27 protein-coding genes and 1 other RNA gene are annotated in these 24,613 nt (G+C 34.2%); 21 read left to right on the top strand and 7 right to left on the bottom strand.

Going from position 1 to position 24,613, the window contains the following annotated elements:
* Nucleotides 1-43: 43 nt before the first annotated feature.
* Nucleotides 44-407, bottom strand: an RNA gene (gene rnpB / locus BALOs_RS13910) — RNase P RNA component class A.
* A 129-nt stretch (nt 408-536) separates the two neighbouring features.
* On the opposite strand from rnpB, the gene BALOs_RS13905 reads away from it, so the two are divergent.
* A complete protein-coding gene (locus BALOs_RS13905; RefSeq protein ID WP_120405542.1) occupies nt 537-1,931 on the top strand; it encodes a TolC family protein in 1,395 nt (464 codons plus the stop codon).
* Here BALOs_RS13905 and BALOs_RS13900 read toward each other — a convergent pair.
* Nucleotides 1,928-2,641 carry a zinc ribbon domain-containing protein gene (locus BALOs_RS13900; protein ID WP_120405541.1) on the bottom strand — a complete coding sequence of 238 codons (714 nt, stop codon included), beginning with the start codon at nt 2,639-2,641 and terminating at the stop codon, nt 1,928-1,930. The two genes, BALOs_RS13905 and BALOs_RS13900, sit on opposite strands and share 4 nt — an antisense overlap.
* 83 nt (nt 2,642-2,724) lie before the next feature.
* Here BALOs_RS13900 and aroC point away from each other — a divergent pair, with 83 nt between their 5' ends.
* The 3 genes from aroC (at nt 2,725) to BALOs_RS13885 (ending at nt 6,798) form a co-directional block, all read left to right on the top strand.
* Nucleotides 2,725-3,717: a chorismate synthase gene (gene aroC, locus BALOs_RS13895; protein ID WP_120405540.1), complete on the top strand. Its 993-nt coding sequence runs from the start codon at nt 2,725-2,727 to the stop codon at nt 3,715-3,717.
* 1 nt (nt 3,718) lies between these two features.
* Nucleotides 3,719-5,905 (top strand): hypothetical protein, encoded by a 2,187-nt coding sequence (locus BALOs_RS13890; protein ID WP_120405539.1) that lies wholly within the window; start codon nt 3,719-3,721, stop codon nt 5,903-5,905.
* A 164-nt stretch (nt 5,906-6,069) separates the two neighbouring features.
* On the top strand, nt 6,070-6,798 hold the full coding sequence (locus BALOs_RS13885; RefSeq protein ID WP_162929710.1) for a hypothetical protein: 729 nt from the start codon (nt 6,070-6,072) through the stop codon (nt 6,796-6,798).
* Here BALOs_RS13885 and BALOs_RS13880 read toward each other — a convergent pair.
* A complete protein-coding gene (locus BALOs_RS13880) occupies nt 6,767-7,138 on the bottom strand; it encodes a hypothetical protein (RefSeq protein ID WP_120405537.1) in 372 nt (123 codons plus the stop codon). The two genes, BALOs_RS13885 and BALOs_RS13880, sit on opposite strands and share 32 nt — an antisense overlap.
* A gap of 58 nt (nt 7,139-7,196) precedes the next feature.
* Here BALOs_RS13880 and BALOs_RS13875 point away from each other — a divergent pair, with 58 nt between their 5' ends.
* The 17 genes from BALOs_RS13875 to BALOs_RS13795 all read left to right on the top strand — a co-directional run bounded on the left by BALOs_RS13875 (nt 7,197) and on the right by BALOs_RS13795 (nt 21,468).
* Nucleotides 7,197-7,724: a hypothetical protein gene (locus BALOs_RS13875; RefSeq protein WP_120405536.1), complete on the top strand. Its 528-nt coding sequence runs from the start codon at nt 7,197-7,199 to the stop codon at nt 7,722-7,724.
* 12 nt (nt 7,725-7,736) lie between these two features.
* The gene (locus tag BALOs_RS13870) at nt 7,737-8,741 is read left to right on the top strand and encodes a radical SAM protein (protein ID WP_120405535.1); all 1,005 of its coding nucleotides are present in this window, start codon (nt 7,737-7,739) and stop codon (nt 8,739-8,741) included.
* The gene (locus tag BALOs_RS13865) at nt 8,731-8,946 is read left to right on the top strand and encodes a hypothetical protein (protein WP_120405534.1); all 216 of its coding nucleotides are present in this window, start codon (nt 8,731-8,733) and stop codon (nt 8,944-8,946) included. The genes BALOs_RS13870 and BALOs_RS13865 overlap by 11 nt, the downstream gene beginning before the upstream one ends.
* Nucleotides 8,946-10,163, top strand: a complete 1,218-nt coding sequence (locus BALOs_RS13860) for a radical SAM protein (protein WP_120405533.1) — start codon at nt 8,946-8,948, stop codon at nt 10,161-10,163. The genes BALOs_RS13865 and BALOs_RS13860 overlap by 1 nt, the downstream gene beginning before the upstream one ends.
* Nucleotides 10,153-10,704 (top strand): hypothetical protein, encoded by a 552-nt coding sequence (locus BALOs_RS13855; RefSeq protein WP_120405532.1) that lies wholly within the window; start codon nt 10,153-10,155, stop codon nt 10,702-10,704. Before BALOs_RS13860 ends, BALOs_RS13855 begins: the two co-directional genes overlap by 11 nt.
* Before the next feature lie 22 nt (nt 10,705-10,726).
* Nucleotides 10,727-11,335, top strand: coding sequence for a hypothetical protein (locus tag BALOs_RS13850; protein ID WP_120405531.1), 609 nt, complete (start codon nt 10,727-10,729; stop codon nt 11,333-11,335).
* Nucleotides 11,336-11,585: 250 nt separating this feature from the next.
* Complete coding sequence (locus BALOs_RS13845) at nt 11,586-12,122, top strand: hypothetical protein (RefSeq protein WP_162929709.1); 537 nt, start codon at nt 11,586-11,588, stop codon at nt 12,120-12,122.
* Nucleotide 12,123: 1 nt separating this feature from the next.
* Nucleotides 12,124-13,044 (top strand): hypothetical protein, encoded by a 921-nt coding sequence (locus tag BALOs_RS13840; protein WP_120405529.1) that lies wholly within the window; start codon nt 12,124-12,126, stop codon nt 13,042-13,044.
* Entirely contained in the window at nt 13,034-14,065 is a 1,032-nt protein-coding gene (locus BALOs_RS13835; RefSeq protein ID WP_162929708.1) for a radical SAM protein, read from the top strand. The genes BALOs_RS13840 and BALOs_RS13835 overlap by 11 nt, the downstream gene beginning before the upstream one ends.
* A 6-nt stretch (nt 14,066-14,071) precedes the next feature.
* On the top strand, nt 14,072-15,013 hold the full coding sequence (locus tag BALOs_RS13830) for a radical SAM protein (protein WP_120405527.1): 942 nt from the start codon (nt 14,072-14,074) through the stop codon (nt 15,011-15,013).
* A 2-nt stretch (nt 15,014-15,015) separates the two neighbouring features.
* Nucleotides 15,016-15,954, top strand: coding sequence for a radical SAM protein (locus tag BALOs_RS13825; protein WP_120405526.1), 939 nt, complete (start codon nt 15,016-15,018; stop codon nt 15,952-15,954).
* Nucleotides 15,944-16,873, top strand: a complete 930-nt coding sequence (locus BALOs_RS13820; protein WP_120405525.1) for a radical SAM protein — start codon at nt 15,944-15,946, stop codon at nt 16,871-16,873. Before BALOs_RS13825 ends, BALOs_RS13820 begins: the two co-directional genes overlap by 11 nt.
* Nucleotides 16,831-17,784 carry a radical SAM protein gene (locus tag BALOs_RS13815; protein WP_162929707.1) on the top strand — a complete coding sequence of 318 codons (954 nt, stop codon included), beginning with the start codon at nt 16,831-16,833 and terminating at the stop codon, nt 17,782-17,784. The genes BALOs_RS13820 and BALOs_RS13815 overlap by 43 nt, the downstream gene beginning before the upstream one ends.
* A complete protein-coding gene (locus BALOs_RS13810) occupies nt 17,781-18,875 on the top strand; it encodes a hypothetical protein (RefSeq protein WP_120405523.1) in 1,095 nt (364 codons plus the stop codon). Before BALOs_RS13815 ends, BALOs_RS13810 begins: the two co-directional genes overlap by 4 nt.
* A gap of 7 nt (nt 18,876-18,882) precedes the next feature.
* On the top strand, nt 18,883-19,725 hold the full coding sequence (locus BALOs_RS13805; RefSeq protein WP_120405522.1) for a hypothetical protein: 843 nt from the start codon (nt 18,883-18,885) through the stop codon (nt 19,723-19,725).
* Nucleotide 19,726: 1 nt separating this feature from the next.
* A complete protein-coding gene (locus BALOs_RS13800) occupies nt 19,727-20,404 on the top strand; it encodes a hypothetical protein (protein WP_120405521.1) in 678 nt (225 codons plus the stop codon).
* Nucleotides 20,401-21,468, top strand: coding sequence for a DegT/DnrJ/EryC1/StrS aminotransferase family protein (locus BALOs_RS13795; protein ID WP_120405520.1), 1,068 nt, complete (start codon nt 20,401-20,403; stop codon nt 21,466-21,468). Before BALOs_RS13800 ends, BALOs_RS13795 begins: the two co-directional genes overlap by 4 nt.
* On the opposite strand, the gene BALOs_RS13790 is transcribed toward BALOs_RS13795, so the two are convergent.
* From BALOs_RS13790 to BALOs_RS13775, 4 genes are read right to left on the bottom strand one after another with little or no spacing between them, the layout of a single operon-like run.
* On the bottom strand, nt 21,446-22,126 hold the full coding sequence (locus BALOs_RS13790; protein WP_120405519.1) for a PIG-L deacetylase family protein: 681 nt from the start codon (nt 22,124-22,126) through the stop codon (nt 21,446-21,448). The two genes, BALOs_RS13795 and BALOs_RS13790, sit on opposite strands and share 23 nt — an antisense overlap.
* On the bottom strand, nt 22,123-23,034 hold the full coding sequence (locus BALOs_RS13785; RefSeq protein ID WP_120405518.1) for a radical SAM protein: 912 nt from the start codon (nt 23,032-23,034) through the stop codon (nt 22,123-22,125). Before BALOs_RS13785 ends, BALOs_RS13790 begins: the two co-directional genes overlap by 4 nt.
* Complete coding sequence (locus BALOs_RS13780; protein WP_120405517.1) at nt 23,031-23,612, bottom strand: polysaccharide deacetylase family protein; 582 nt, start codon at nt 23,610-23,612, stop codon at nt 23,031-23,033. Before BALOs_RS13780 ends, BALOs_RS13785 begins: the two co-directional genes overlap by 4 nt.
* Nucleotides 23,605-24,555 carry an NAD(P)-dependent oxidoreductase gene (locus BALOs_RS13775; RefSeq protein WP_120405516.1) on the bottom strand — a complete coding sequence of 317 codons (951 nt, stop codon included), beginning with the start codon at nt 24,553-24,555 and terminating at the stop codon, nt 23,605-23,607. The genes BALOs_RS13780 and BALOs_RS13775 overlap by 8 nt, the downstream gene beginning before the upstream one ends.
* Between the last annotated feature and the right edge of the window lie 58 nt (nt 24,556-24,613).

Raw genomic sequence — 24,613 nt, 5'->3', positions numbered from 1 at the left:
CCCCTGAAATGAAAAATGTGTCGCCGAAACGACACATTTGTAAAAATAGAGTTAAGGTATAAGCCGGGTCCTGTATTGGACTATCATTCGTCTAGGCCAGTAGTTACCCACTGGCTCGAGCGCTTAACCCGTCAACAAGGGCCGGCTACCCCATAAGTTGACCTATTCAAGCTTGCACCGCCTAGAGTTTACCTATTTTCACTACAGCAGGTGAGATAAATCTCGTCACTGATTGGCCGGCCGAAGCTACCCCAATCGAGTTCAAACCCCTGTACTTCTTCTCTGTTGCACTTGTCCTAGTCTCGCGACCGACGGGCGTTACCCGCTAAGCTGCCGTATGGTGCCCGGACTTTCCTCCCGTCTATTATACCGAAATATAATAAACCAGCGATAGTCTCCTTAACTCTGTTGGATTTATGCCCTATGTCACGCTGAATGTCAAAGACTTACACGGTATCTAGTCATGGGTTGAATAAATTGGTAAAACTTTTTTTAACTTCATTCGTAATAAAGATAAGTAATAACGTGGGGACCACATGAAATATATTTTATTGGCGATTCTATCATTAAACGCCAGTGCTAATCTTAAAAGTTATGTAAGAGAATATCTAAAAAACTCTACTGAGATCAAACAAGCTGGATATAATTTTGAGTTAGCAAAACTTAATTTTGAACTTCAAAGTGATGATAAAAGACCATGGACTCTCAGTTTGTTGAATGAATTTAATAACGTAGGACTTATTTCAAATCCTAATAATCCAAATTTAATTAATACATATAAGGCCTATACTTCGGCAGCTGAATTATCGAAAGAAAATATCTATGGTGGAAAGTTTGCGATCACTGGATCTTATATCGACTTTAATGGTGGCACTGAATATGAAGGTTATAATCAAGAAGTAAGTTATACACAAGATCTTGGTAAGAACTTCTTAGGCCGCAATGACAAAATGGATAAAGAAATTGCTGCACGGGAAGTATATTCAACAAAATACGAATTTGATGCGCAAAGATCTCAAAATGTACTAGAGCTTATTGAAAGTTATTTCGATTATAAAAAAACAAAGACATTACTGAATCTAAAAGATGAAGCAAAGAAGAGGGCCGTTCGTAGACTTAACTTTGTTCAAAAACAGGTAAGAGATGGACTACGTGAGAGAGTTGATCTCTATTCTGCACAAGCACAGGTAAACTCTGTAAGTGAAGAATATGCTGAATTGGAATCACAATTAGAAACTTTTAAAAAGTCATTAGAAAGTAAACTCGAAAGAGGACATCGCTTTAGTGATATTAGCTTATATCGTATTGAGAAAATTAAGTTAGATCCAATTGAAGAAGGTAATATTGACTCGAACCTTACAATACAAGCTTTGAACAAAAAACTTGAGTCTCTAAATAAGGCGGTAGAAAAGTTTGATAATTCAGTTTTTCCAACGATTGAATTAATGGGTGCCTATAAGACAAATGCCTATTCAACTGTCACAGCAAACAACGGAAATGTTTTTAGTGACGGAACTTTTGGTTCTGATAATGATGCTACAGAAGTTGGACTAACGGTAGTTATTCCACTTGGCTTTAGTGCTGATGAGAACTCACTAAAACAAGCAAAAATTAATCGTATGAATACAGAGTATCAACAGAGACTAGCTAGAGTTAGAACTAAGAATCAACTTGAGGCCCTGACAAATACAATGCGATTAATTGATAAAACAATCGACTTAGTTTTAAAAAGGCATAAGTTAGCAACACTATCTGTTAAAGAATATAATAAGTTATATTCAAGGGGACGAGCTGACTTTGATAACGTGATAAGTGCAGAAGAGCGCCTTATAAATACTGAAAATAAATACGTAGAATATATTAGTAGAAGAGAAAAATTATATTTCAACTTACTTGATATCTACGGAAAGCTTGAACAATATTTTTATTAAATATCTCTTAGGGGTGCAGGAAGGAGTAACCTTTGGCATCCCTTGCAAAGAATCAGATCAATTCCTTTATTAAAAGTAGCAACTTCTCCTGCTGCATATGTAAATTTACAGCTGCCACAACTTTGTCCAATAAGAAATGTACAAGCATCATGGGCCCGTTTTGATGCGGCCATCTTATATAATTTCACAGCTTCTGGAGGTACTTCACTTAAAAGTCCTTCAATTTGATTTTCCAAACTTAAAACTTTACTTTCATTGGCCTTATTGCCTTGATCGACCTCTGCTTGAATCTCATCAATTGTATTTGTGATACCGGTAATAAACTCAATGGCCTCTTTTTGAAGAGCTTCTTTTTCTTCGATCATTTCTAGAAGCTCTAATGTTTTATCTTGTAAGCCTTCAAACTCATCTTCTTGCTTTTTTATGCTTACGCTTAATGCTTCTTCTTGTTGTTGACTAGTGACAGCATTGAGATTTGCTCTACTTTGTTCTAGCTTTTTTTCTATTTCGAAAATCGACTTTTCATTGGCCGTAACCTGCTCTTTTGCTTGCTTGGTATCATTACGTAGTTGAGCAATTTCCTCTTCTTTCTTGTCTTTTTGCTTAATGAGAAATTCAATACGCTTTAACTCTTCATTATTAGCTTGCTTTAAGCCTAATATGACTTTATCTAGGCTCATGACATCTTTTAAGTATTTTAAGTTTTCCATTCATAATTAATAACATATTTACCTAGCAGCTGCGATTGGAATATTTGTATATTTAAGGTGATAATAAGGGGATAGGAGTTATAATGCGCGGAAGTATATTTGGTAAAATGTTTTCAATGACTACCTTTGGTGAATCCCATGGCCCAGCACTTGGTGTTGTTCTTGATGGAGTACCAAGTGGTCTTGATTTTAATCTAGAAGATTTACAGGCAATGCTTGATAAGAGAGCACCTGGTCGCTCAAAGGGAGTGACTGCCCGTAAAGAAGCAGATAAAGCAGAGATTCTCTCAGGTGTTTTTGAAAATAAGACTTTGGGAACACCAATCGCTGTTATCATTCGAAATACAAATCAACGAAGTAAGGATTACGATAAATTAAAAGATAATTATAGGCCTGGCCATGCTGATCGAACTTATGATTTAAAGTATGGAATTAGAGATCATCGTGGTGGTGGAAGAAGTAGTGGGCGAGAAACAGTTGCACGTGTTGTTGCTGGTTATTTTGCAAGTTTGGTTCTTCCTAAGGTGAAAGTTAATGCTTTTATTTCTAAGCTTGGGCCGTTTGAATGTGAAAATATAATTAAGTCTTTTCCACAAGATTTAGGAACTTATAATTTTGGAGATCCTAGTAAAGATCAAGAGATTGAAAAGTACTTGATTGATTTAAAGGCCAAGGGCGATTCTGTTGGTGGTCGAATTTCCGTTAATATTGAAAATTGTCCAGTCGGTCTTGGGGAGCCTGCTTTTGATAAGCTGAAAGCAGATCTTGCAAAAGCTGTTTTATCAATTGGAGCTTGTGTCGCATTCTCATTTGGTGCAGGTGTGAAAATGGCCGATATGAGTGGACAAGAAGTAAGTGTTGATAGTGCAAATTTTGGTGGAATTGAAGGTGGAATAAGTAATGGTGAGATGATTAACTTAGATTTAACATTTAAGCCCACTTCAACAGTTGGTGCAAATGCAAAAGAAGGACGTCATGACCCATGCATTCTTCCGCGTGCAGTTGTTGTCGTGGAATCAATGGTAAGAGTCGTTTTAGCAGATCATTTTTTAAGACAAAAGGCATACGAGGTTTAAATTGTCTGAAATTAAGCATTTTAGTGATATTCAAAAGATTAATAATATAATTAATGAGATCGACTCAGATCGGATACTAATTATCATTGATTCTAATGTTAATGATCTCTACTTAGATCTAATAGATCCTAAGAATGGAGTAGATATCTATATAGCTCCTGGCGGAGAAGACTGTAAGAAGTTAAGTGAAGTCGAAAAAGCATGTGAATTCTTTTTAGAAAGAGGCATTCATCGTAAGGCCCACCTGGTTGCTATTGGTGGAGGCGCGTGTTCTGATTTTGCTGGTCTTGTTGCATCCATGCTCCTACGAGGAATTAGCTGGAGTGTTATTCCAACAACTCTACTTTCAATGATTGATGCAAGTATCGGTGGAAAAGTTGCAGTGAATTCGGCCTTTGGTAAGAATTTAATCGGAGCTTTTCACTTACCTGATAATATTTATATATGTTCTGAGTTTCTCCAAAGTTTACCAGAAGATCATTTCATCTCTGGCCTTGGGGAATTAGCAAAGTACTTCTTCTTAGATGAAGAGGTTTTTAACCTTATCAATAATGAAGCATCATTTGATGAAATTACAATTCGCTGTGCTCGTTATAAGCAAGAGATAGTTGATCAAGACTTTAAAGAAGGTGGAATTCGAAAGATCTTAAACCTAGGACATACACTAGGACACGCTATTGAAAAAGTTTACGAACTACCGCATGGAGTTGCTGTATTTTGGGGGCTTAAACTTATATTTAACATCTTTCAAAGAGATGAAGAGAGTGAGTTCCTAAATCAATTTGCTCATGTCTTTGGTCTAAATGCTCTTATGTGTCCGTGGCAAGATAATTTACCCATCGATGAGCTTATGGAATATGTTGCAAAAGATAAAAAAGTCGTTGCTAATAATACAATTGAAGTGATTTTACCTTCAGGGATAGGCAAGCCTATCATTCAAGAAGTGTCTCTGGATGAAATAAGAAAGCGACTAATGGAGTATGCCCACGGTAAAGGAGCAACGAAGGATTTCATTAAGAAGATCCGCGTTCCTTCATCTAAGTCTTTTGCTAATCGTGCGCTTGTTTTAGCTGCTATATATCCACAAGACATTGAATTATTAGATCTCCCAGAATCTACAGATGTTATTCATATGCTCAATTGTCTTGGGCATATTGGTTTACAGATCAATAAAGAGGGAAGAAGTGTCACAATAAAGGATTCCTTTCCTGCTTGTGAAATTGAGACTGATGAAATTATTAACCTTGTCTCAGGAGATGGTGGAACAACAAATCGTTTTTTAATCCCATTACTTTCGCTTGGAAATAATAAGTATAATCTGATACCAAGTGAAAAAATGTTTGATCGTCCAATGGATGAACTAGAAAAGGCACTAGATGAGTTAGATGTCGAAGTTTTAAGAGATGAAGAAAACTGGTTTCAAGTTCAAGGGCCAATTAATATATCAAAAGGTGTTTATGAAGTTGATTGCTCAAGATCAACTCAGTTTGCAACAGGACTGGCAATGGCCTTATCTCCAAACGATATCGATGTTGAGCCAGTCAATATGTCCACAAGTCGTCCATATTGGGAGATGACACTAAATCTAATCGAAAGATTTAAAAGTGGAGAACAAGTCTTTGAAGTTCCTGTCGATTTTAGCTCTCTTGGTTATCCATTAGCATATGCATGTATGTCTGGACCTGTGCTTGTTGAAAATTGTAAAGGAATTGATCGATTCCAAGCTGATAGTCAATTTATAAGTTTATTAGAAGAGCTGGGTGGAGACTTCGATTTTACAAAAGACGGGCTTCTATTTAATGGTGTAGAAAATTTAAATGGCTTTGAGATTGATTGTCGAGACTGTCCCGACCTTATTCCGACACTTTGTTTTCTTGCATCTTATGCAGATGGTGTCTCAATTATTAGAAGTGTTGAAGTTTTAGTTCATAAAGAATCAGATCGTTTAAATGCAGTTATGGATTTAATGGAGCTATATGATATCAAACATCATTATGATGAAGAAAATGATCTTCTTGAAATAGAAGGCAGAAAAGCTGATGGACGTGTCGTCGATATAACACCTCCTCGTGATCATCGTATGGTTATGGTCTCTTACCTCTATCAGATTGTTAATGGTGGAGGAAAATTAGAAAATACGGAATGTGTTGAAAAATCATTTCCAAATTTCTTTGAGGTTATCAATTAGTGAAAAAAGCAGAATTGATTTTTACGATTCTTTTTATATCACTATCTATTCTATGTGAGTCGATAGGCTATAGAGGAAACGTATATCCTTTCTTTAGTTGGAATCTCTTTAGTACAACGAGAGGCCAGTAGATGTTGAGTACGATATCTCAGATATTTTACCTCATGACTTTTCCACTTGTGAGTATGTATCTCTATGAAGGCTATGAAGTTCAAAACTCTGGTAATTGGGTTGCAAGCTTACTACCCTCATTTAATTCAATCACACCACTAATAATACTTTGGGCCATTTCAATATTTGGCTCAATAGGCTCCTTTTTACGTAAATACTTTCGTATTTTATATTCTCTTTTACTCTTTTTAATTATCGCTTTAACAAATGGTGCCGATTTTGATCATGATCTATTTGCTTGGTTTTATATTTCTATTCTTTTTATATTTGAAGGAAGAGATGAAAAAAGTGACAAAGCAATTTTAGATTTTTCTAAACTTACCATTGTTCTCATTTATTTTATGTCTGGATTCTGGAAATTATTTTATTCATTTAAAGCATTTTTTAATGAAAGCCTTGGATATTTTCACTTTGAAGGACTCAGAGAGATTATTAAGGAATCACACCATTTAACAAATCATAGCTGGCCGATCATAGATGTAATTCCAAGTGTTATACTATTTCTAATTGGTCTAGGGATCGTAATTTTAGAACTTTCAGGGTTATTTCTATATTTCAAAAAACGCTCATACCTTTATCTATGGGCCAGTTCTATTATAATATTTCATCTGTTAACTGTCTTAACAATGAGGGTGGAGTTTGTATCGAATATTATATTGATAGGGATAATTTTTCTTCTAGGAAAGTCTACTAAACTACAATCCAGCCCATATCATCGTTGATATATTGCATAGAAAAATTTCTTGAGTAATTTAGATCAACTTTTTCTTCGACAATAAAAAGCCCATTTTTATTGGCAATCTTTTTATTGTGTGGATTGATAATAGGACTTTTTCCCCATTTTGTTTTTCTTACGCGAAAATGTATAACTGAGTGAATTTCTTTTGGTTTAATGGGAAGTTCATAAGTCATACCACTCTTAAGAATGATACAAGTATCATTATCACTAGTTATTAGTAAGTTACCAGTGTTTGTTTTCTTTAATCTCATAATAGAGTGGGCCATGGCCTTATATGTGAAAAGAGAAAATAATGTAGTGAAAATAAAATTTCTTCGTTTCATGATCCTATTATATACTATAATTATAATTTTCAATAAAAAATTAATTGAAGGAGATTTTATGGCGCTGTTAAGACCATGTACTATAAGTTCGACAGGTACTATTACAAATGGTTCATCTGGACCTGATCTAAGGGTACAAAGTGGTGAATTCGTAGCGGATAAGGTCTGGAACTCTGTTTGGAATGATGTTGCTGACTTTCAATTACTTAATGATGATTTAATACCAGGGAAATGCTACTTTGATACAATAGAAGGTGCTAGAATTTGTACTGAAAGGTGTCAGCTGAGTGTAATTGGGGTAGCTTCTGATACATTTGGTTTTGGTGTTGGACAAGGTAATGCTGGTGTTGAAGTACCAATTGCAGTAGCTGGTTGGGTTTTAGCATATGTTGATGATGAATACCCATGTGGAACTCCATTGACTAATGACGAAAATGGAAACCTAACAGAGATGACTTTAGAAGAGAAACAAAACTTTCCTGAGCGCGTCGTTGCAATATATAAAAAGAAGGAATTAAAAGATTCTTTCGGAGATGGTAAGAAGTTTATTGATGTTAATGGACGCCATTGGGTGAAGGTTAAATAATAAAGGATTCAAATGATTGTCTTATCAATAGCTTTCTCGGAAGCTTGCAACTTAGATTGTAGTTACTGCAATGTTGATAAGCTTTCAAAGAAGTCAATTAATACTGACTTATTCTTTGAGTCCTATGAGAAAGTACGTTCTAAAAACCCACAAGAGCTTATTCAAGTAGATTTCTATGGGGGAGAGCCTCTCCTACATTGGGATAAAATCGTTACAGTAACTAAAGAGCTAAAAGATGATCCCAATGTGCAATTCTATATGCCAACCAACGGTCTTTTACTTGATGATGAAAAAGTTGAATTTTTAAATGCTAACAAAGTTAGAGTCTCATTATCATATGATGGCCTATGGCAGGATATAAATCGCAATCAGCATGATGGCCGTGGTACCAATTATCTTTATCAAAAAAAGCTCCCAATAATAAAACAGTTAAATGACCTTTCGTGTCATTCAATGATTTACTCTGGAAATAATAATTTATTAGAAAATCATCTCTATATTAAAAAAGTCCTTAATCTCAATCCTGATTTAACATTAATTCGAGATGTGGATGTTTGGACCAATGAAAGTGCACAAGAGGTGAATTATGGCTTTAGTGAACTGGTCGATTGGTATATTGAAAACGTTGATAATGTTGAAATGCCAAAAATTATACTCACATATTTAAGGCATATTTTACGCTACACAGCTAAAGATGTGCGCATTGATTATTGTGGTGCCGGGGATACTCATTTATCCTTCTCTGAAGATAAGCTAATTGCCTGTAATCGCTTCAAAGATGACGACTTATATCTTAAAATTCCAGAATACAAAAATATGGCAGCTTGTGAGTCTTGTTCGGTAAAAAATTACTGTAGAAAAGGCTGTTTGTATGAGAACATAAAAAATGAAGGCCCAATTGAAAGTATTTGTTTTATGTATAAGCACTTCTATAAAGAAGTACAACGTATGATTAAAACTTTGAAAGGGAATGAATATTTTAAACGAATCTTGAAGCGAGAAATTTATGAATCTTAAAGCACTGAATCGAAGTATGTATCTAGCTGCACAACATCTTTATGAAGCTAGTAAGCATATGCATCCAATTGCACCTGAGTATTCTGACAAACTTTTAAAAGATGCTGATGAAATTCTAGCAATGATAAAAGTTGAAGAGGAAAAAGTTTCGGAAGATAAACTCGATAGCATCTTGGATGAAATCATGAATACGGAGATTGAATAATGGTAGCTTATAATATTGAAAACCCAGCGAAAGCAAAAGGTGGCGTAAGGAATTACTTCACACTTGAAATTACAACCTCTGCACTATGTGATCTTAATTGCACATATTGTTTTGAAGGAGAGAAAGTTGACAAGGCAAGGCTTGATAACGATCTTCCAACAATTTTTAAAAGGATTGATAGTATCCTTGAAGACAAGGAATGGTTTCAGGCAAAATATGATGGCCTAAATATCTCTCTATGGGGTGGTGAGCCTACTTTAAATCCAAAATTTATTATCGATCTTATGAATCAATATCGTGAACACGATAATATTGATTTTCACCTTTATACAAATGCATTCAATATGCACAATATGAAGAAAATTATTGATAATGTTGATATGTCTAAACTTCATGTTCAGGTATCTTATGATGGACGAGCGGTTAATGATAATTACCGTTTGATGAAGAATAAGAAGGCATCTAGTAATCAAGTAATTAATAACCTCTATGAGTTAGCAAACCTTGGTATCAATGTGAGTATGAAGGCAACCCTTCCAATTGACAGTATGGATAGTCTTTATAAATGTTGGGAAGATTATCATGATATTCAAAAACTTCTTTGGAAGGTTTCAAAAAATATTAATATCAATTACTCACCGACTATCGACTATATTACAAAATTTAGTTTAGACGAGAAAAAAGATGCGGTAAAAATCTTTAGAAGTGAGTTCTTAAAGATTGCTAAGCGTGAAATTGAATTTTACCGTGAAAATGGACGCTATCTTTGTTCATGGTTTGGTGGAGAAGATAATAGAAAGCATTGTTCTGCTGGTTATAATATGGCCGCAATTGATCAAAGAGGAAATCTCTACGCATGTCACGGTGCTATCTATTCAAAACATAAGGATGAATTAGCGTATAGCGATATCCATGATGAAGAATTTGTCCAAAAGATTAGTGCTTATACAAAGAAATTTGAAGAACCATTAAAGAAAATCCATAAAGATTGTAAGGACTGTGTTGCCACGACTTGTATGATTTGTCCTGTTGCAAGTCATGAGAAGAGTGAAAAAACGGACTTTTTCGCTAAGTGGACAGATAATTGGGTTAATGAACTTTGTGGTTTCTTTAAAGCTTTTGGAGAAATTGACCGCGCAGTACAGAAGCACTTATTTGCTTTACATGCAGAAACTGATGAGGAATATAGAAACAGGGAGATGGCAAATGGCATGTAGTGGTGGACACTGTTCCTATCATAATAGAGGAACGTCAACATGTTCAGGGCACCGAGGAGTTTGTTCTTCAAATAGAACACACACATTAAATATAAATATTGCAATTGGTGCTAAGATATATGGTACGCACGTTAAAGCTCTTAGAGATGTTATTTCTGCAGAGATGGCAGCTAGAAGAGCACACGCAATGTATAATCCAGGTACTCCAACTAACTCATACGGTGTTGGTACTCAAATTACTAATTCTGTTACGGCCAATATGGTAAGTCGTCTTAATCAAATGTCGCCAGCAAATGACTCAGTATGGAGTGCTGCAAATCCTTCTCCTGCTGATAATAGACCTAAGACTTCTGACGATGGGAGTGCTTCCGGGACTTCTGGTACAAGAGCTTGGAATAAAACAGGTCAACATATCGTCGAGCCCCATATTCAAGAGATTTTAAATTATTATAATACTTTAAGAGCCGACTGTATTTGTAATACAGACTGTAATTGTAACGCTGTTTGTGCATGCCACAATAATTGTGGTTGTCACTATTAAGATATTTTAAAAGGATTTAAATATGATGTTATATGATGTTGCTTCAGTTGAAGATCGTGGATCACATTGGTATGTGACAAATGTTTTTCCTCATACACTTGATCCAATTGAGAGACATGAGAAATTGTTAAACCTTTCAGCGGTTTCTTCTTCTATCATTAAGCATGCTATTGAAAAGGGAATTGAAGTAAGGATCACGAAGCCTCTTGAATATAATGAAGTAATGCCTCATGAGATTAGATTAATTGAAGGCGACGAGAATGATCATAATTATGCTCGCGAATCTGCAATTAAAAAGGCCCGTATGGTTGTGACTCATGACCTTGCTTCAGTAAGTGGTTATACATTTTATAGTTTTATGTGCCTTAATAATGAACTTTGTGACAAAGGATTCTTTATTACTGCTGAAAATAGAGAATCAAAATATTTAGAGATTTTAGAAACAGGTAACGAAGAACTTATCCAAAAATTAGAAGATTATTTAAACACGAAAGATCAAATTGAAAGGGTTGCTGCTTTAAATAAGAAGTTTGATCATTTTAGAAAGCTTATCGGTGAAGAAGATGATATTGAAAAAATCGAAGGCTTAACAAATAAGTTCTTAGAGGATTATTATTCAACCTTCTTCTAGAGTTATTCTCTATTTACAAAAAGATCATCGTAAAATAAATGGAACACTATTTTACTGCTTTGAGTACTTTCTCTATACAAGGTCTCAAAGCAGTGAAGTGAAATTTGTCCTTCATAACTGTTCGCAAGAAGAACGCCTTAAATATATAAAAATCTTTAAAGAAAAGTATAATTATCCTCAGGATTATAATGACTCTTTTATAGTTACTCAAAAGGTATATGATATTTATAAATTAAGGCCTAGGCTTTGTTTGATTTTAGATATTCATACGTTAGAAGGGCTCGGGGAAATAATTCCATGTGATTTACTTGTTTATTCTAACGTTGCAAACCCTTTAAAAAGATTTCAGAAGAAAAGTTGTCGTTATTTTGGTTATTACGATTACCAAACTTATGATGAAAAAGAACTTTTAAAGTTTTCATTCAATCATTATAGAAAATTAGATGTTATCGATAATAATGTCTTCGTTGTTTCACCTTTTTTTGACTATAAGAATATCGAGATCCCACAAAAATATCATGATCGTAAGAAGCTTTATAAGGAGGCTAATCGTCATCATGACCGCTTACATGAGCATTTTGATACACTATTATACTTTCAAGGAAACCGTCCAGACACTAATAATAGGCTTATTCCTGAGTCTTTTTACTATGGTAAAGAGATTGAGATTATTCCCAATGGGATTCAAGACTCTGTTATTTTAAGGTATAATGATATTTTAGAAAATGGACTTGCTACTTATCAGTTAACTAATGACGATAAGTTAATTTCAGCTTTTTTGGAATAGTATGATTTTAAGACTTGATAAAGAAAATTATGATCTTTGGCTAACATATAGCTGGAGTGCAAATAATCATGGTCTATGTGGACACACATATGAAGTTATTGATTATTATTTCTTTTTAAAAGAGTATATGAGAGTTGGGATACTCTTATGTGAAGATATTGATTGGCCAACTTTCAAGAAGACAGTCGTAGACAAGTATATTATTTCTGATGAAGAGTTGGTCCAGCTTGAAAAGGATACTCTCTTTGTAAATAGACCTAATCTTATACATGCAAACAATATCCTCTTTACCGATGGAGGAGCTAAGTCTCTGGAAAGTAAGCATATCTTAGCGCATAAAATATTTCACTTTGCTTGTGGTGATAAGGAGCTACAAGATAACGATAAGGATAATGTATTTATTCTTCAAGATAAGCGTATTTATCGTGATTGTAAGAATGCTATTGATTATAAGAAGCGAATCAATTTTGATCGTCTTAAAAAACCCGTAAAAACAGTACGTTGTAATTTACTATATGGCACAAAAAATTGTCGAAATATTCCAGATCAGATGTATTTAGACCTTCTAGATAAGTATGATGGAAATTTCATGTGCCTGACTAATAAAGAAAACCGTCCTCAGAGACGTTTAGAAGGACTCTCTGAGCGTTTTGAGTTCCCTGAGATGCCCGTGCCAGATTTATTTGAGAAATTTGATAGATATATCTATACGCCCGTTCCACGCAAATTTGACTGTAGCCCACGAATGATCTCAGAGTGTAAATTTTTTGAAAAAGAGGTTGTGTATTATAATATAGACTACTGGGATGAAGACAAAGGCCTCTACTGGAGAAAGTGGGATATTGATAATGATTTTGAATCAATATTTCTAAAAGAGGGCGATCCCATACTAGATATCTTGGGAGAACATATTGGATTATAATATTTTTAGCCACTCTGGTTTGAGGCTAATAGATGATAAATTCAATAAGAGAGCAAAGCTCGATACAGGAACATTCTGTAATTATGAATGTTTCTTCTGCTATTATATCGAAGATCTCGATAAGGTAACTCCCATTGAGATAATTAAGGAAAGAGCAAAAAAATTATACCAATGCGGTATGCGAGAGGTTGATCTAAGTGGGGGTGAAAGTTCTGTCCACCGTGATTGGTTTGAGATTTTAGACTATTGTCGAGATCTAGGTTTTACTAATATCTCTGCACTTACTAATGGTGCAAAATTTGCAAATATCGAATTCTGTAAAAAATCAAAAGAACATGGATTAACGGAGCTATTATTTAGTCTTCATGGTGTTAATGAAGAAAATCACGATTCGATGGTGGGACGAAAAGGTGCTTTTCGTCGCATGCTTAAGGCCATTTCAAATTGTCAAGAAATCGGTATTAAAGTTCGCATCAACTGTACTGTCACTGATAAGAATGCATCGTTACTACATGAGTATGTCGAACTGATTAATAAGATAAGGCCATATCAGCTTAACTTCTTACCCTTAAATTATTGGGAAGATGCAAATCGTCTTGAATCACAAAGCTATGAGCACCTAAGCCGATATATAAAGAAAGCAATTGATACACTTGATGAAAATATCCTGATAAATGTTCGCTACATCCCTTATTGTTTTATGGAGGGATATGAAGAATATGTAGTTGGTATTTATCAACATATATATGACCGTGATGACTGGAATATTTATACCTATGATGTTGAAAAAGTTGAAGCAAAAGAAATTGATACAAAAGAGTATTTTGAAGTAGCAAATAAAAAAAGAAAACATACATATACAAAGGACAAAAAGTGCTTTGGTTGCAAATTCTTCTTCATCTGTGATGGAGTTGAGAAAAAGATAAGCCAAGTTCAAGATGTCTATCCTGTCGAAGGTGAGAAAATTGATGATGTTCTCTATTTTCGTCGTGGAAAATATCCTGAATGTGAATATAAGTAGGTAGATATGGAAGAATTACCAAATACGCTTTCAAAAGAAGATATCCTAGAGGTCGAGTTAGAACTTACAGGAACCTGTAATCTCGATTGTCCTCTTTGTACTAGGAGCTATGTAAATGCTAAGCATTTACTTAAGTACAACGAAAGGCCAGCTGCTGAAATAATTGCTCAACTTGATGAATATCCAAATATTAAAATGTGTTGTATGGCCGGTATCATTTCAGAGCCAACGCTTCATAAAGAATTTTTTACGATTATGGAGTACTTAGTAGGAAGAGAAATCGAGGTTGAATTATATTCGAATGCATCTCTTCACACGACTGACTGGTGGAGCAAACTCGGTGGTATTATGAGTGAACGTGACCATGTCTATTTTACGATTTGTGGTTCTACTCAAGAGTTACATGAAAAGTATCGTGTAAGATCAAATCTTCAACAAATATTAGATAATCATCAGGCTTTCAAAGAAGGTTGTAAGTACGACATCGATTATATTCAACATATAAGATTTGATTACAATGCTGAGGACTACGAAAGCCCTGCCATGAAAGAGATCATTTCACGTTTCTCAAGAGAATATAATATCGACACTCTTCCATATAATGAAAGATTCGGTTTCATTAAAGATAAAGAAAATGACATCAAGATGACTGCTGAACTTGCAAAAACTTATGATCTTATTTCTAAACATGCCAAGCGTCGTTATCAAAAGAATAAAACAGGTGAAATAAGCTGTCGTATGAGGTGTAAAAGCCTTGAGGAACGTTTTGTTGCAATTGATCAGTGGGGAGAAATATTTCCATGCTTTTTGTATCGAATTTATAATGTTGGTGAAAAATTTAATTTAGATTATACCGAGATTAATAAGTTTAAATATGACTTCTGTTACGAATGCGAATCCATGACAACTAAGTTACTAGAAGATAATGGATTAGAGAGAATGGGATAATTATGGGTTGTAAAAAAACAACACTACATCGTGATGAGATTTGGGAAGTAGAGATGGACCTTTCTGGTACATGTAATCTCAAGTGTCCACTTTGTACAAGAAACTATGCTCATGCTGATCATTTATTAAAAAGAAATATACGTTCTCTCGAAGAAGTCATTGCACAACTCGATTCTTTTAAAAATCTTGAAGTGTTCTATATGGCCGGTGCTGTTTCTGAGCCGACATTGTATCCTGATGTTTTAGAACTTTGCCGCTATCTTGTTAAAAGAGGTGTAGCTGTCGAATTGTTTACCAACGGAAACACTCACACTCCTGAGTGGTGGGCCGAGCTTGGTGAAATTTTAACATCTAATGATCGTGTGTACTTTACTATTTGTGGCTCAACTCAAGAGCTCCATGAAAAATATCGCGTCGGAAGTAAACTTAAACAAATTCTTGATAATCACCAGGGCTTTATATCGACTAATAAAGATAAAATTGATCATATCCAACATATCATGTTCAAATACAATCGTGATGATTTTGAAAGTAAAGAGATGAAGGAGATTATAGATCGCTTCAGTGCTACTAAATTTGTCGATACTGAAGGTCAACGAACGTTTAATGAATATATTAAGAGTTTTGATAAAGATTTAATTAGACCAGAGAACGAAAGAAAGAGGGCCATTGATGCACTTTTTAATATTCGCCCAAAGCCCGGACAAAAGAAAGAAGTTGAAATAAAGTGTATGAGTCTTAGAGATAGGAAAGTTTATATCGATCAATTTGGCCGAATATCACCTTGCTATGGCCACGCGGAATATGAAGGACCAGGGCATTTCTCTGGTGAAGTTTTTGATTATAGTGAAGTTTTAAGCTTTAAGTTTAAAGACTGTTTTAAATGTGAAAAAAGAATACAAAAGATTATAGACGTAATGGAGTTGGACTTTGTCTGCTAACTACGATGCACTTTCAAGAAGTATCAGGATTGAGCTTGATCTCACTGGGACCTGTAATGCCAGATGTCCTCTTTGTGCTCGAAATTATAAGCATATTGATGTGAAGTACAATGAACGTCACTTAAATGAAATCACTGATCAGCTTGATCAATTTCCTAATGCAAAGTATGTCCATTTAGTCGGAGCCTTCACTGAGCCTACACTATATCGTAATATTTATGATCTATGCAGGTATCTCATAAAGCGTAATATTGCCATTGAGATTTGTACTAATGGAGACACTCATAATCCAGAATGGTGGGCAGAATTAGGAAAAATTCTAACTGAAAGGGACAGTGTTTATTTTACTATTTGTGGTTCTACTCAAGAACTTCATGAAATCTATCGAGTGGGTACTAGTCTAGCCAATATTAGAGCTAATGCAAAAGCATTCCGCGAGGCCAATGTACACAAGGTTGATTATATTCAGCATATTCTCTTTGATTATAATGCTCATGATCTTGAGTCTGGTGGCATGGATGAATTATTAGAAGAATTTAGTAATATAAATTTAACACAAACTCTATATCGTCGAGATCTAAGTGTTTATAAGAATTCATTTAATCTTGATAAAATGCTTATCACACCTGAATTAAAGAGAAAGTACGATGTCATTATTGAATCAGCCAAAAAGAAATGGCAGGACAAAGTTGATGGTAAGCATGATTATGATATCGATTGTCGCTCCTTTCATAACCGAAGTATACATATTGATCAGTTTGGACGAGTTTATCCATGTTATATTTGGCTAGAGGAAAGTCGTAAGGAACAATGGGATCTCGACTATAAGAAGATTAAAGATTTTGAATACGAATGTTGTCAAATCTGTGAGAAAAATTGCAAAAAACTTATGGATATGTGGGACCTCGAGATTCTGTAATGCTTTATAATAAGTTTGTCGAATTTATTGAGCTTAGTTTAAATAATAGCTGTCAATTGCAGTGTCAGGGCTGCCCTAGCCTTCCATCAAAGCATCCAAATAAAAGAGAGTTAGATTTTGAAAAAGTTTTTCCTATAATCAAAGATTTTAATCCAAAAGAGATCTTTATCTGTGGAAACGATGGGGAACCTTTAGAACATTCACGTATTGATTCTATACTTCAAACCTTAGGAGAGCGTTTTACTGATAACGATGTTCTCATTGCGACAAATGGTGAAAATTTAGAGAAGTTAGATCTTAGGGCTTTATCAAAGTATAAGAATATTATTTTTCAAATCGCTATTGATGGTCCAAATCAAATTATTCATGAGCAAACACGTGTCGGTGGGGACCTTGAAAAGGTGTTTAAGAATATTGAGTATGCCATCAGTCATGGAATTAATGTGGAGCCTATTTATTCACGTCACCTTAATAATGAAGGCTTTGAATCTGAAACCTATAAAATGGTTCGTGATCGTCTTGGGTTAGAGTTAATCTTTAGGGACACAACAATAGTTACAAAAAAGGTTAGGCCACCAAGAAATAAAAGTGAGTTAGGAAATATGTCTTTTCTCTATGAGAATAGTTACAATAAAAAAGTAAAACCTTGGTTTAAGAGAATTTATATAAACTCCGATGGTAATTGTTATCCTTGTGTTTCATTTATATATGCGAAAACGCAAATAGCGCCAATATCTATATATAACTTCGAACGCAGTTTCGATTTTTATAGTGAATTTATTAAATTTTCGAGAAGCTTTTGTGATTGTTATCAGGCATTGGGAAATACAACTCAATGTAAGCTTAATTGTGACTTCTATATGAGTGATTTTAGTTATGATAACATCGAGTCAATAAGGAAGTTATCATGATTAGTAGTAATACATCATTTGGAAAACTAAAATCCGTGATTGTAGGACGTGAATTAGAAATAAGTAAGAGAGTAGCAGACTTTACTTTTCAGCACTTTTACGGTGAAAACTTAACACACGCAGTTTATGACAGACTTAAGCATGAAGGTGAAGAGTACTATGTGAACCACGATTTACTTGTTAAGCGAAATCAACAGTTAGATGACCTTTCTAAGAAATTAGAAGAACTTGGTGTGAAAACTTATCGACCAGATCACTTGTCTCAAGTTGTTACAATTAAGACACCAGATTATAAGACCGAATTGTCGGCAGCAAGTAATGTGAGAGATGTATCTCTTGTCTATCGCGATTGTATAATTGAAACCCCTACTTATGTAAGAAATCGTTATTTTGAGAATACGTTGCTTTATAAGGTTTATAATCAACTTTTCGATGGTGGTCGTGGTGGAAAATGGCTAAAATCCCCAAATAATCGACTTGTGGAAGAGACAATGGATTTAACGCCATGGAATACCAAGCGTGATTATGAAAATTTTGATCGTAATAAATATACGATGGCCATTGATGGGGCCCAGTTTTTACGAATAGGTAAGGATGTTATTGTTAATATTAATTCATATAATCACTATCTTGGTTTTGAATGGATAAAGTCTCTATTTCCAGAAAGTAACTTTCATATCGTTAATGTTGCGGATAATCACATCGATGGTGTTCTAATATGTTTAAAGCCTGGGACTTTTCTTGTAAATCCTAAGTATCGAAATATAAAAGAACTTCTTCCTGAAAAATTCAAAAATTGGGATTGCTTATTTCCTGATGACTATCAAGTAGAGCCTGTTATTGAACAGGGAATGACAGATATTGATATTCAGTTAGCGAGTACGCGAGGAATGGATATTAATATTATTAGTTTGGATGAAAAGAATGTCTTAGTTAATGAAAAGGCTTATAATGTCATAGAGCTATTAGATAATAAGGGTTTTAATGTCCATACAGTGCCACTTGAAAATTGTGAGATTTTTGGTGGTGGTATTCACTGTTCAACACTAGATACTCAAAGAGAAGATGAATACATTGATTATACTAAGTAGGATTTAAATGAAGATTGCATTAATAACAATGATTGAAAGTAATGAGAAATGCACTAACGATGACATGGGGATCGATTTTGAGTTTCAACGTCATTATGAAGATGAAGCAATCTTATGTTTTCAAAGTTGGCGTAAGAATGCTGGTGATTTAAAAGACATTCCAATCTATACATATTGCCCAACTCAAAATGTGATTAGTGGTGAAACAAAGAAGAAGCTTGAGGAATTAAATGTAACATATATCGAAAAGTATCATGAGGTTACACAGAGCTTCTCCTCGGGGTTTGTGAATGTTCCCTTTTGTGGGATGATTTTAGAAGATGAACTAGAAGAAGATATATTCATTCATATTGATCTTGATATGAATTTAATTAAGCCGATACGTCCTGATCTCATTCGTGAGGTCTATAAAACAGGTCATGTGCTTGTAGGAAAGTATGATGATGTGTCAAAGTTAGATCAACGCTTTTTGGGAGATGATTGGGATAATCCATTAGATACTGGATTTATTATATCTCGTCGTGACTCAGGTTTTTATAAGTACTTCTATGAGGAACTTATGAAACTTCATGAAACAAATGGTGATGAACGTTGGAAAAAGTATTGTCAAAATGTACGTGAGTACTTCCTCGAAGAATACGTTATTGATCGTGCATATAATGAGAAGGCTTTTCCCATTGAAACTATTGAGTATTATCAAGTTGGAGAAGGTTATGCTTCTGTAGATACTTTTCCTGAGGATAAATTAGGTGATATTTATTTCTGGCATGAACATTTATATCCAAGCTCAAAATATGACAAAGTTAGAGAAAAGATCGCTTATTTTAAACGAATGAAAGGACACAGCTAATATGGATGTTGAAAAGATCTTAAGAGATAAGAAAATACAATTTCTCTATGAGGCCAAGGATAAAATATTTGAAGACTTTGGTATCGATGTCCCTTTAGGTTCAGGTTTTGGAAAGAGTAAGATTTTCTACTATATTCGTGTTGGAAATAAAAAATACCTTTATAAACCCGCATTGAAATATCTTGTTACTGAATCGCCAGATATTGATCGTAAGCTAGACTTTACTTTCGATGAATTGCTAAAGAAATACCGAAAGGTTATGAATAAACAAACGATCTTGCCAACTTTGTTAGAAGAATCAGAACACTTCTTAGTTTTCGAGTATTACTCCGAAGAAGATGGCTGGTTTAAAATGGATGATTTGAAAGAAAGTGATGGAAAGCGAATTGTCTCACTTACAAAAGAATTATGGGGTAATGATAGGAAGGTTCTCTTTCCTTTTTATAATCAGCTCTATTCAAAGATTTATAAAAATGTATATAGCGGTGATATCAAGATAGTTGATTTAAAGTATGTTGAAATTCAAAAGCGTAGACCGGTCTTTGTTTATATTTGCGATTATAATTTAAATAACTTGTATTATTTAGAGAAAAGTAGAAACCCCTTGTTTAATGTGAAAAATATATTGGCCAGGGAGTATCCAATTAGTGAGGCCCAGGAGATTTACTTATATAAATGAAAATACCATTTTTTCGGCCATATATCGGAGACCAATTAGGAGATCAAGTCAGAGAGGTTCTTCTTTCGGGAAATTGGACTGGCGGTCCTAAAGTCGTAGCAGTTGAAGATTTATTAATAAGAACATTAGACCTTCCTAATTGTGTTTGCACAAATAGTGGAACTTCTGCACTAGAGATCATTCTTGATGTTCTCTTCGCTAAAAAAGGTGCAAAAATAGTTGTACCTGTAAACACATTTACCACAACCGCTGAAGTACCAAAAAGACTTGGCCATAACGTGATTTTTTGTGATGTTGATGCAGTGACAGGAATGATAGACATTAATCATCTCTCACAAATTTTATCTGAGTTAGAAGTAGACGCGGTGATACCTGTTTCTATTGCTGGTTTTCTTTATGATAGAAAGTCACTTATAGAATTAAAGAAGAAATATAATTTTAAAATTATCGAAGATTTTGCACAACTTAGTTATCCTTCGTGTTTCGATTCCAATGTCGATGCTACTTTTTTTAGCTTCTACCCTAATAAAATATTTTCAACACCGGATGGTGGTGCGGCAATTTTTAATGATTCTTCTTATGTTGATAAAGCAAAAAAATATCGCCTACATGGAATCGCAAAAGATAAATCTGGTTCATATGATATTGAGTATCTAGGCCGTAAATCAAATATGACAGATATTGTTGCCGTTATTCTGAATGACCAGGTAAAAGTTTTTGAATATAAGAGAGAGAAAAGACGACAGATATATGAGCAATATCTAGACCAGCTAGATGAAGAATATATACAAGTAAGAGAGCTAGAAGATAAGGTCGTACCTTCTTTATTTACAATTAATGTTAAAAGGAGAGATGATTTACGAAAGTTTTTATCTGATCATGGTGTTCAGACTTCAATTCATTTTAAACCTTTACATCTCCATCGTTACTGGGCCGATGGCAATTCGTATAAAGGTGCTCGATCATATTGTGATACAACATTGAGCTTACCATTTTATGAAAGTTTGAAAGATGATGAAATTATATATGTGTCAGTTCTAATTAATCGTTTTTATTCGTGCTAATCATTCTCTCTATATAGAATGACTCCGCAAGTTCATTTCCACACCTCGATCCTTCATGCTTTGCTTGTATTTCTAGATACTCACTCGAGCGAGGATGAGGAAAGTCGTTAGACTCACTTTTATAGGCTTCGAGGGCCTTTAGTTTCAAGTCTAAATCTTCTTTGGATAAGAGTGAATAATAGTTTTTTTCAATCTTTAACTGGTTTGGAGATTGGTATTCGACACTTGAAGGAATATCAAAGGTGAGAATATTAGGTGTTTTAGTGTTAGGTAACGGTCTAAAAAGAGTTAATGTAACCTGATTTGTTATTCTGTGGTCTATATTTAAATCATTGATAGAGTGAGTATAAACTAGATTGTAAGACGTTTTACCAAGGATCTTTTGTGTCTCTTTAATTATTTCAAGTAGTGGGTATTTATCTAACTGGTTGTCTTCAAAATTAAGCATTTTGAATGTATCTATTTTTAAAATTTTACAAGATAACTCTAGTTCTCTTAAACGATTCTCAATAGACCTTCCTTCTTGTGAAGCAGCACTATTAGTTAAAATAATTAAGTCGACATGATCACCTGCTCTTTTGTGTTTTGCGATAGTTCCGCCACAGCCCAGTACTTCGTCATCAGCATGAGCAACGATAATAAGGATGTTGTTTTTCATGCTTTTACCTTTTTGAAATCCCAGTAGTCATCACATTCACAATATTTAAAAGGGCAAATAATTGCTGACGTTTTAAAGTTACAAGTAAGGATATGTTTCTTTATACCCTTGCAAGCATAGGAGACCATTCCATCATATTGAATAATAAAAGCATTAACATCACACTTCCATCCTTTGAGGGCATGAAAGTTGTTGGCCATGAATTTTGGCTTTGAAATATCTAATGTTTTTGCTGTTGTTGTAATAGTTGCTGTTTCTTGATTATCTAGTTTTTCGACTTCTGATTCACAAGAGGTGATGAAGGCCTCAATATCTTTTTCGTATTCTTGGTAACTAGTGTTACTACCTTCTTTACTATGTAGGCGAATTGGATTGATTGTATGTTTTGACGACTTTGAAAGTTCATAAAGGTCTTGGAAAACTTCTTTTGATCGTTTGAGATGTGATTTTTCGTTTGTTATTAGAAAAGCAGTGTCAGTTCGATAAATTGAAGTAAGTTGAGACAGTTTTTTAGTGAAGTCTTTATTTGGGTACTCTGGATGATAACTTGCTGTTATTTTTACTTTTGATGACTTTTTAATCTTATTCCAAAACTCAAATGGCTTTACAAAGTTTGTGACAATTCTAATTTCTTTAAGGTTTTCTATTTCTATAAGCTCATTAATAATTTGAATGAAGTCTGGATGAAGTGATGGCTCTCCTCCAATTAGGTTTATAATAAAATCATCTTTGATTTGCTTAAGTTTTGTTAGGACAATCTTGCCAAGAGTGGTGTAATTTGTATCGCTTTGAAAAGGTTTATAATAACAATAAGAACAGTCAAATTGGCAGTGTGATACCATCTCCCAATTTATATTGAGAAAGGCATTACCTCCAATTGATATGATCTCTTCATTATTGTATCTCACGACTTCTGATGCTCCCTTCTTATGTCTTCGATCGCTATTCTTTCATTGCCAAAGAAATGATTGATGTCGTTCTGCTTCAATATTTCTTTATATAATGGGGCTTCATAATTATAAGGAAAACAAAAACTATTAATCTTTATTCCTTCTACTTTAAACCTTTTAAGCATTAATTCTGTGTCTTGGGTTAAGTGGTCGTGTAGTTCTTTTAATTTTATGTCACCTCTTAGGTCACGATGACTATGGGAGTGACCGCCAATGAAGCAATTAGCACTTTTGTCGATCGTACGAATTTGTTCCCAATTCATGTAAGCAGAGGTGTCTCCATTGTTAAAAAAATTCTGATGTGCGATATGACATGGAATAACTTCTTTCTCCTGTCTCTCATTCTTTGGACTAACGATATTTGTGGAAATAAAGAAGTACTTTTCGGTGTCAAAGCTTAAAAAGTGATCAAGATTTTTGTATTGTGAGTACAATCCATCGTCAAAAGTAATAATGTATTTTGACAAATCAATCTCTAGCATCCAGTCGGAGACTTCATGAATCATAATAATTGGTTTATTCGAATTCTTATTCATCTTTAAAGCTCAAAATGATCTCATCAATTCCAATACTAGGTGTGTAAACCTGTTTAAGCTTAGTTGTATCCGGAGATCTTTTAAATATATCTTCAGACTCATTAGAGTATTCTTCATGATAATCTTTCAACTCAATTTCTGCATTTGGTGAGATAAGTTCTTTTACTTTATATGCTAGTTCTAAAATAGATATTTTATTCTCATCATTACCAATATTAACGATTTGATTATGAAATAAGTCACTATGAACAATTGAGTCAATAGAGTTTACAAAATCATCAACATGACAAAATGCACGAGTCTGTTTACCTTGGTTATAAACATAGATTCTATTTTTTTCTTTGGCGTCTTGTATCATCTTAGGAAGAACCATTCCTTGACTTGCTGATTGGTTTTTTCCTGTAACATTAAACAATCTGATAATAGTGTGAGGAACATCATAACTTCTAATGAGAAACTCAGTCATAAGCTTATTGCAAGCATAACCCCATCTTAAAATATCAGGTGTCCCAATCGATAATTCTTGATCTTCTTTACAGTCTTCTTTATTTCCATAAACTTCTGAGGTCGAGGCAAAGATAGTTCTTGTCTTGTTCTTTGCTAGCATAGGAAGAAGTGCCATATTTACTTGGTACTCCTTAATGATTGATGCTTTTGGATCTTTATCTATGCTTTTAACTCCCACTGCAGCAGCAAAATGAAAGAAGAGGTGTGTACTGGTTAATTCGTCTTCTAGCCACTCGATGTCAGAAGTACTCATCTCGGCAAGGTCCATTTTCCTGTAGAAAAAATGATCAGAATACTCTGTTAACCTGTTTACCTTACTGTCAGTTTGTTCAACTTTATCAATGATGACGACATCGTATTTGTGAAAGAAATTCTTGGCAATTGCGCTACCTAGAAAGCCAAGTCCTCCCGTTATAATGATCTTTTTTTTATCCATATTTTCAGCCACTTGCACAATATTAAACTATTGGTAAAATTATTTAGTTAATAATAAT

The organism is Halobacteriovorax sp. BALOs_7 (genome assembly GCF_003612895.1).
GTDB classification, from domain to species: domain Bacteria; phylum Bdellovibrionota; class Bacteriovoracia; order Bacteriovoracales; family Bacteriovoracaceae; genus Halobacteriovorax_A; species Halobacteriovorax_A vibrionivorans.
The sequence above is the reverse complement of the archived record's forward strand: the minus strand, read 5'-3'. Positions and strand labels throughout refer to the sequence as shown.

Bases quoted from the DNA above. Each gene is read 5' to 3' on its own strand.
- BALOs_RS13790 (WP_120405519.1), bottom strand. From the start codon at position 22,126: ATGAAAAACAACATCCTTATTATCGTTGCTCATGCTGATGACGAAGTA.
- BALOs_RS13900 (WP_120405541.1), bottom strand. From the start codon at position 2,641: ATGGAAAACTTAAAATACTTAAAAGATGTCATGAGCCTAGATAAAGTC.
- BALOs_RS13885 (WP_162929710.1), top strand. From the start codon at position 6,070: ATGACTTTTCCACTTGTGAGTATGTATCTCTATGAAGGCTATGAAGTT.
- BALOs_RS13865 (WP_120405534.1), top strand. From the start codon at position 8,731: ATGAATCTTAAAGCACTGAATCGAAGTATGTATCTAGCTGCACAACAT.
- BALOs_RS13840 (WP_120405529.1), top strand. From the start codon at position 12,124: ATGATTTTAAGACTTGATAAAGAAAATTATGATCTTTGGCTAACATAT.
- BALOs_RS13810 (WP_120405523.1), top strand. From the start codon at position 17,781: ATGATTAGTAGTAATACATCATTTGGAAAACTAAAATCCGTGATTGTA.
- BALOs_RS13800 (WP_120405521.1), top strand. From the start codon at position 19,727: ATGGATGTTGAAAAGATCTTAAGAGATAAGAAAATACAATTTCTCTAT.
- BALOs_RS13780 (WP_120405517.1), bottom strand. From the start codon at position 23,612: ATGAATAAGAATTCGAATAAACCAATTATTATGATTCATGAAGTCTCC.
- BALOs_RS13880 (WP_120405537.1), bottom strand. From the start codon at position 7,138: ATGAAACGAAGAAATTTTATTTTCACTACATTATTTTCTCTTTTCACA.
- BALOs_RS13775 (WP_120405516.1), bottom strand. From the start codon at position 24,555: ATGGATAAAAAAAAGATCATTATAACGGGAGGACTTGGCTTTCTAGGT.
- BALOs_RS13825 (WP_120405526.1), top strand. From the start codon at position 15,016: ATGGGTTGTAAAAAAACAACACTACATCGTGATGAGATTTGGGAAGTA.
- BALOs_RS13805 (WP_120405522.1), top strand. From the start codon at position 18,883: ATGAAGATTGCATTAATAACAATGATTGAAAGTAATGAGAAATGCACT.
- BALOs_RS13795 (WP_120405520.1), top strand. From the start codon at position 20,401: ATGAAAATACCATTTTTTCGGCCATATATCGGAGACCAATTAGGAGAT.
- BALOs_RS13850 (WP_120405531.1), top strand. From the start codon at position 10,727: ATGATGTTATATGATGTTGCTTCAGTTGAAGATCGTGGATCACATTGG.
- BALOs_RS13855 (WP_120405532.1), top strand. From the start codon at position 10,153: ATGGCATGTAGTGGTGGACACTGTTCCTATCATAATAGAGGAACGTCA.
- BALOs_RS13870 (WP_120405535.1), top strand. From the start codon at position 7,737: ATGATTGTCTTATCAATAGCTTTCTCGGAAGCTTGCAACTTAGATTGT.
- BALOs_RS13905 (WP_120405542.1), top strand. From the start codon at position 537: ATGAAATATATTTTATTGGCGATTCTATCATTAAACGCCAGTGCTAAT.
- BALOs_RS13860 (WP_120405533.1), top strand. From the start codon at position 8,946: ATGGTAGCTTATAATATTGAAAACCCAGCGAAAGCAAAAGGTGGCGTA.
- BALOs_RS13830 (WP_120405527.1), top strand. From the start codon at position 14,072: ATGGAAGAATTACCAAATACGCTTTCAAAAGAAGATATCCTAGAGGTC.
- aroC (WP_120405540.1), top strand. From the start codon at position 2,725: ATGCGCGGAAGTATATTTGGTAAAATGTTTTCAATGACTACCTTTGGT.
- BALOs_RS13875 (WP_120405536.1), top strand. From the start codon at position 7,197: ATGGCGCTGTTAAGACCATGTACTATAAGTTCGACAGGTACTATTACA.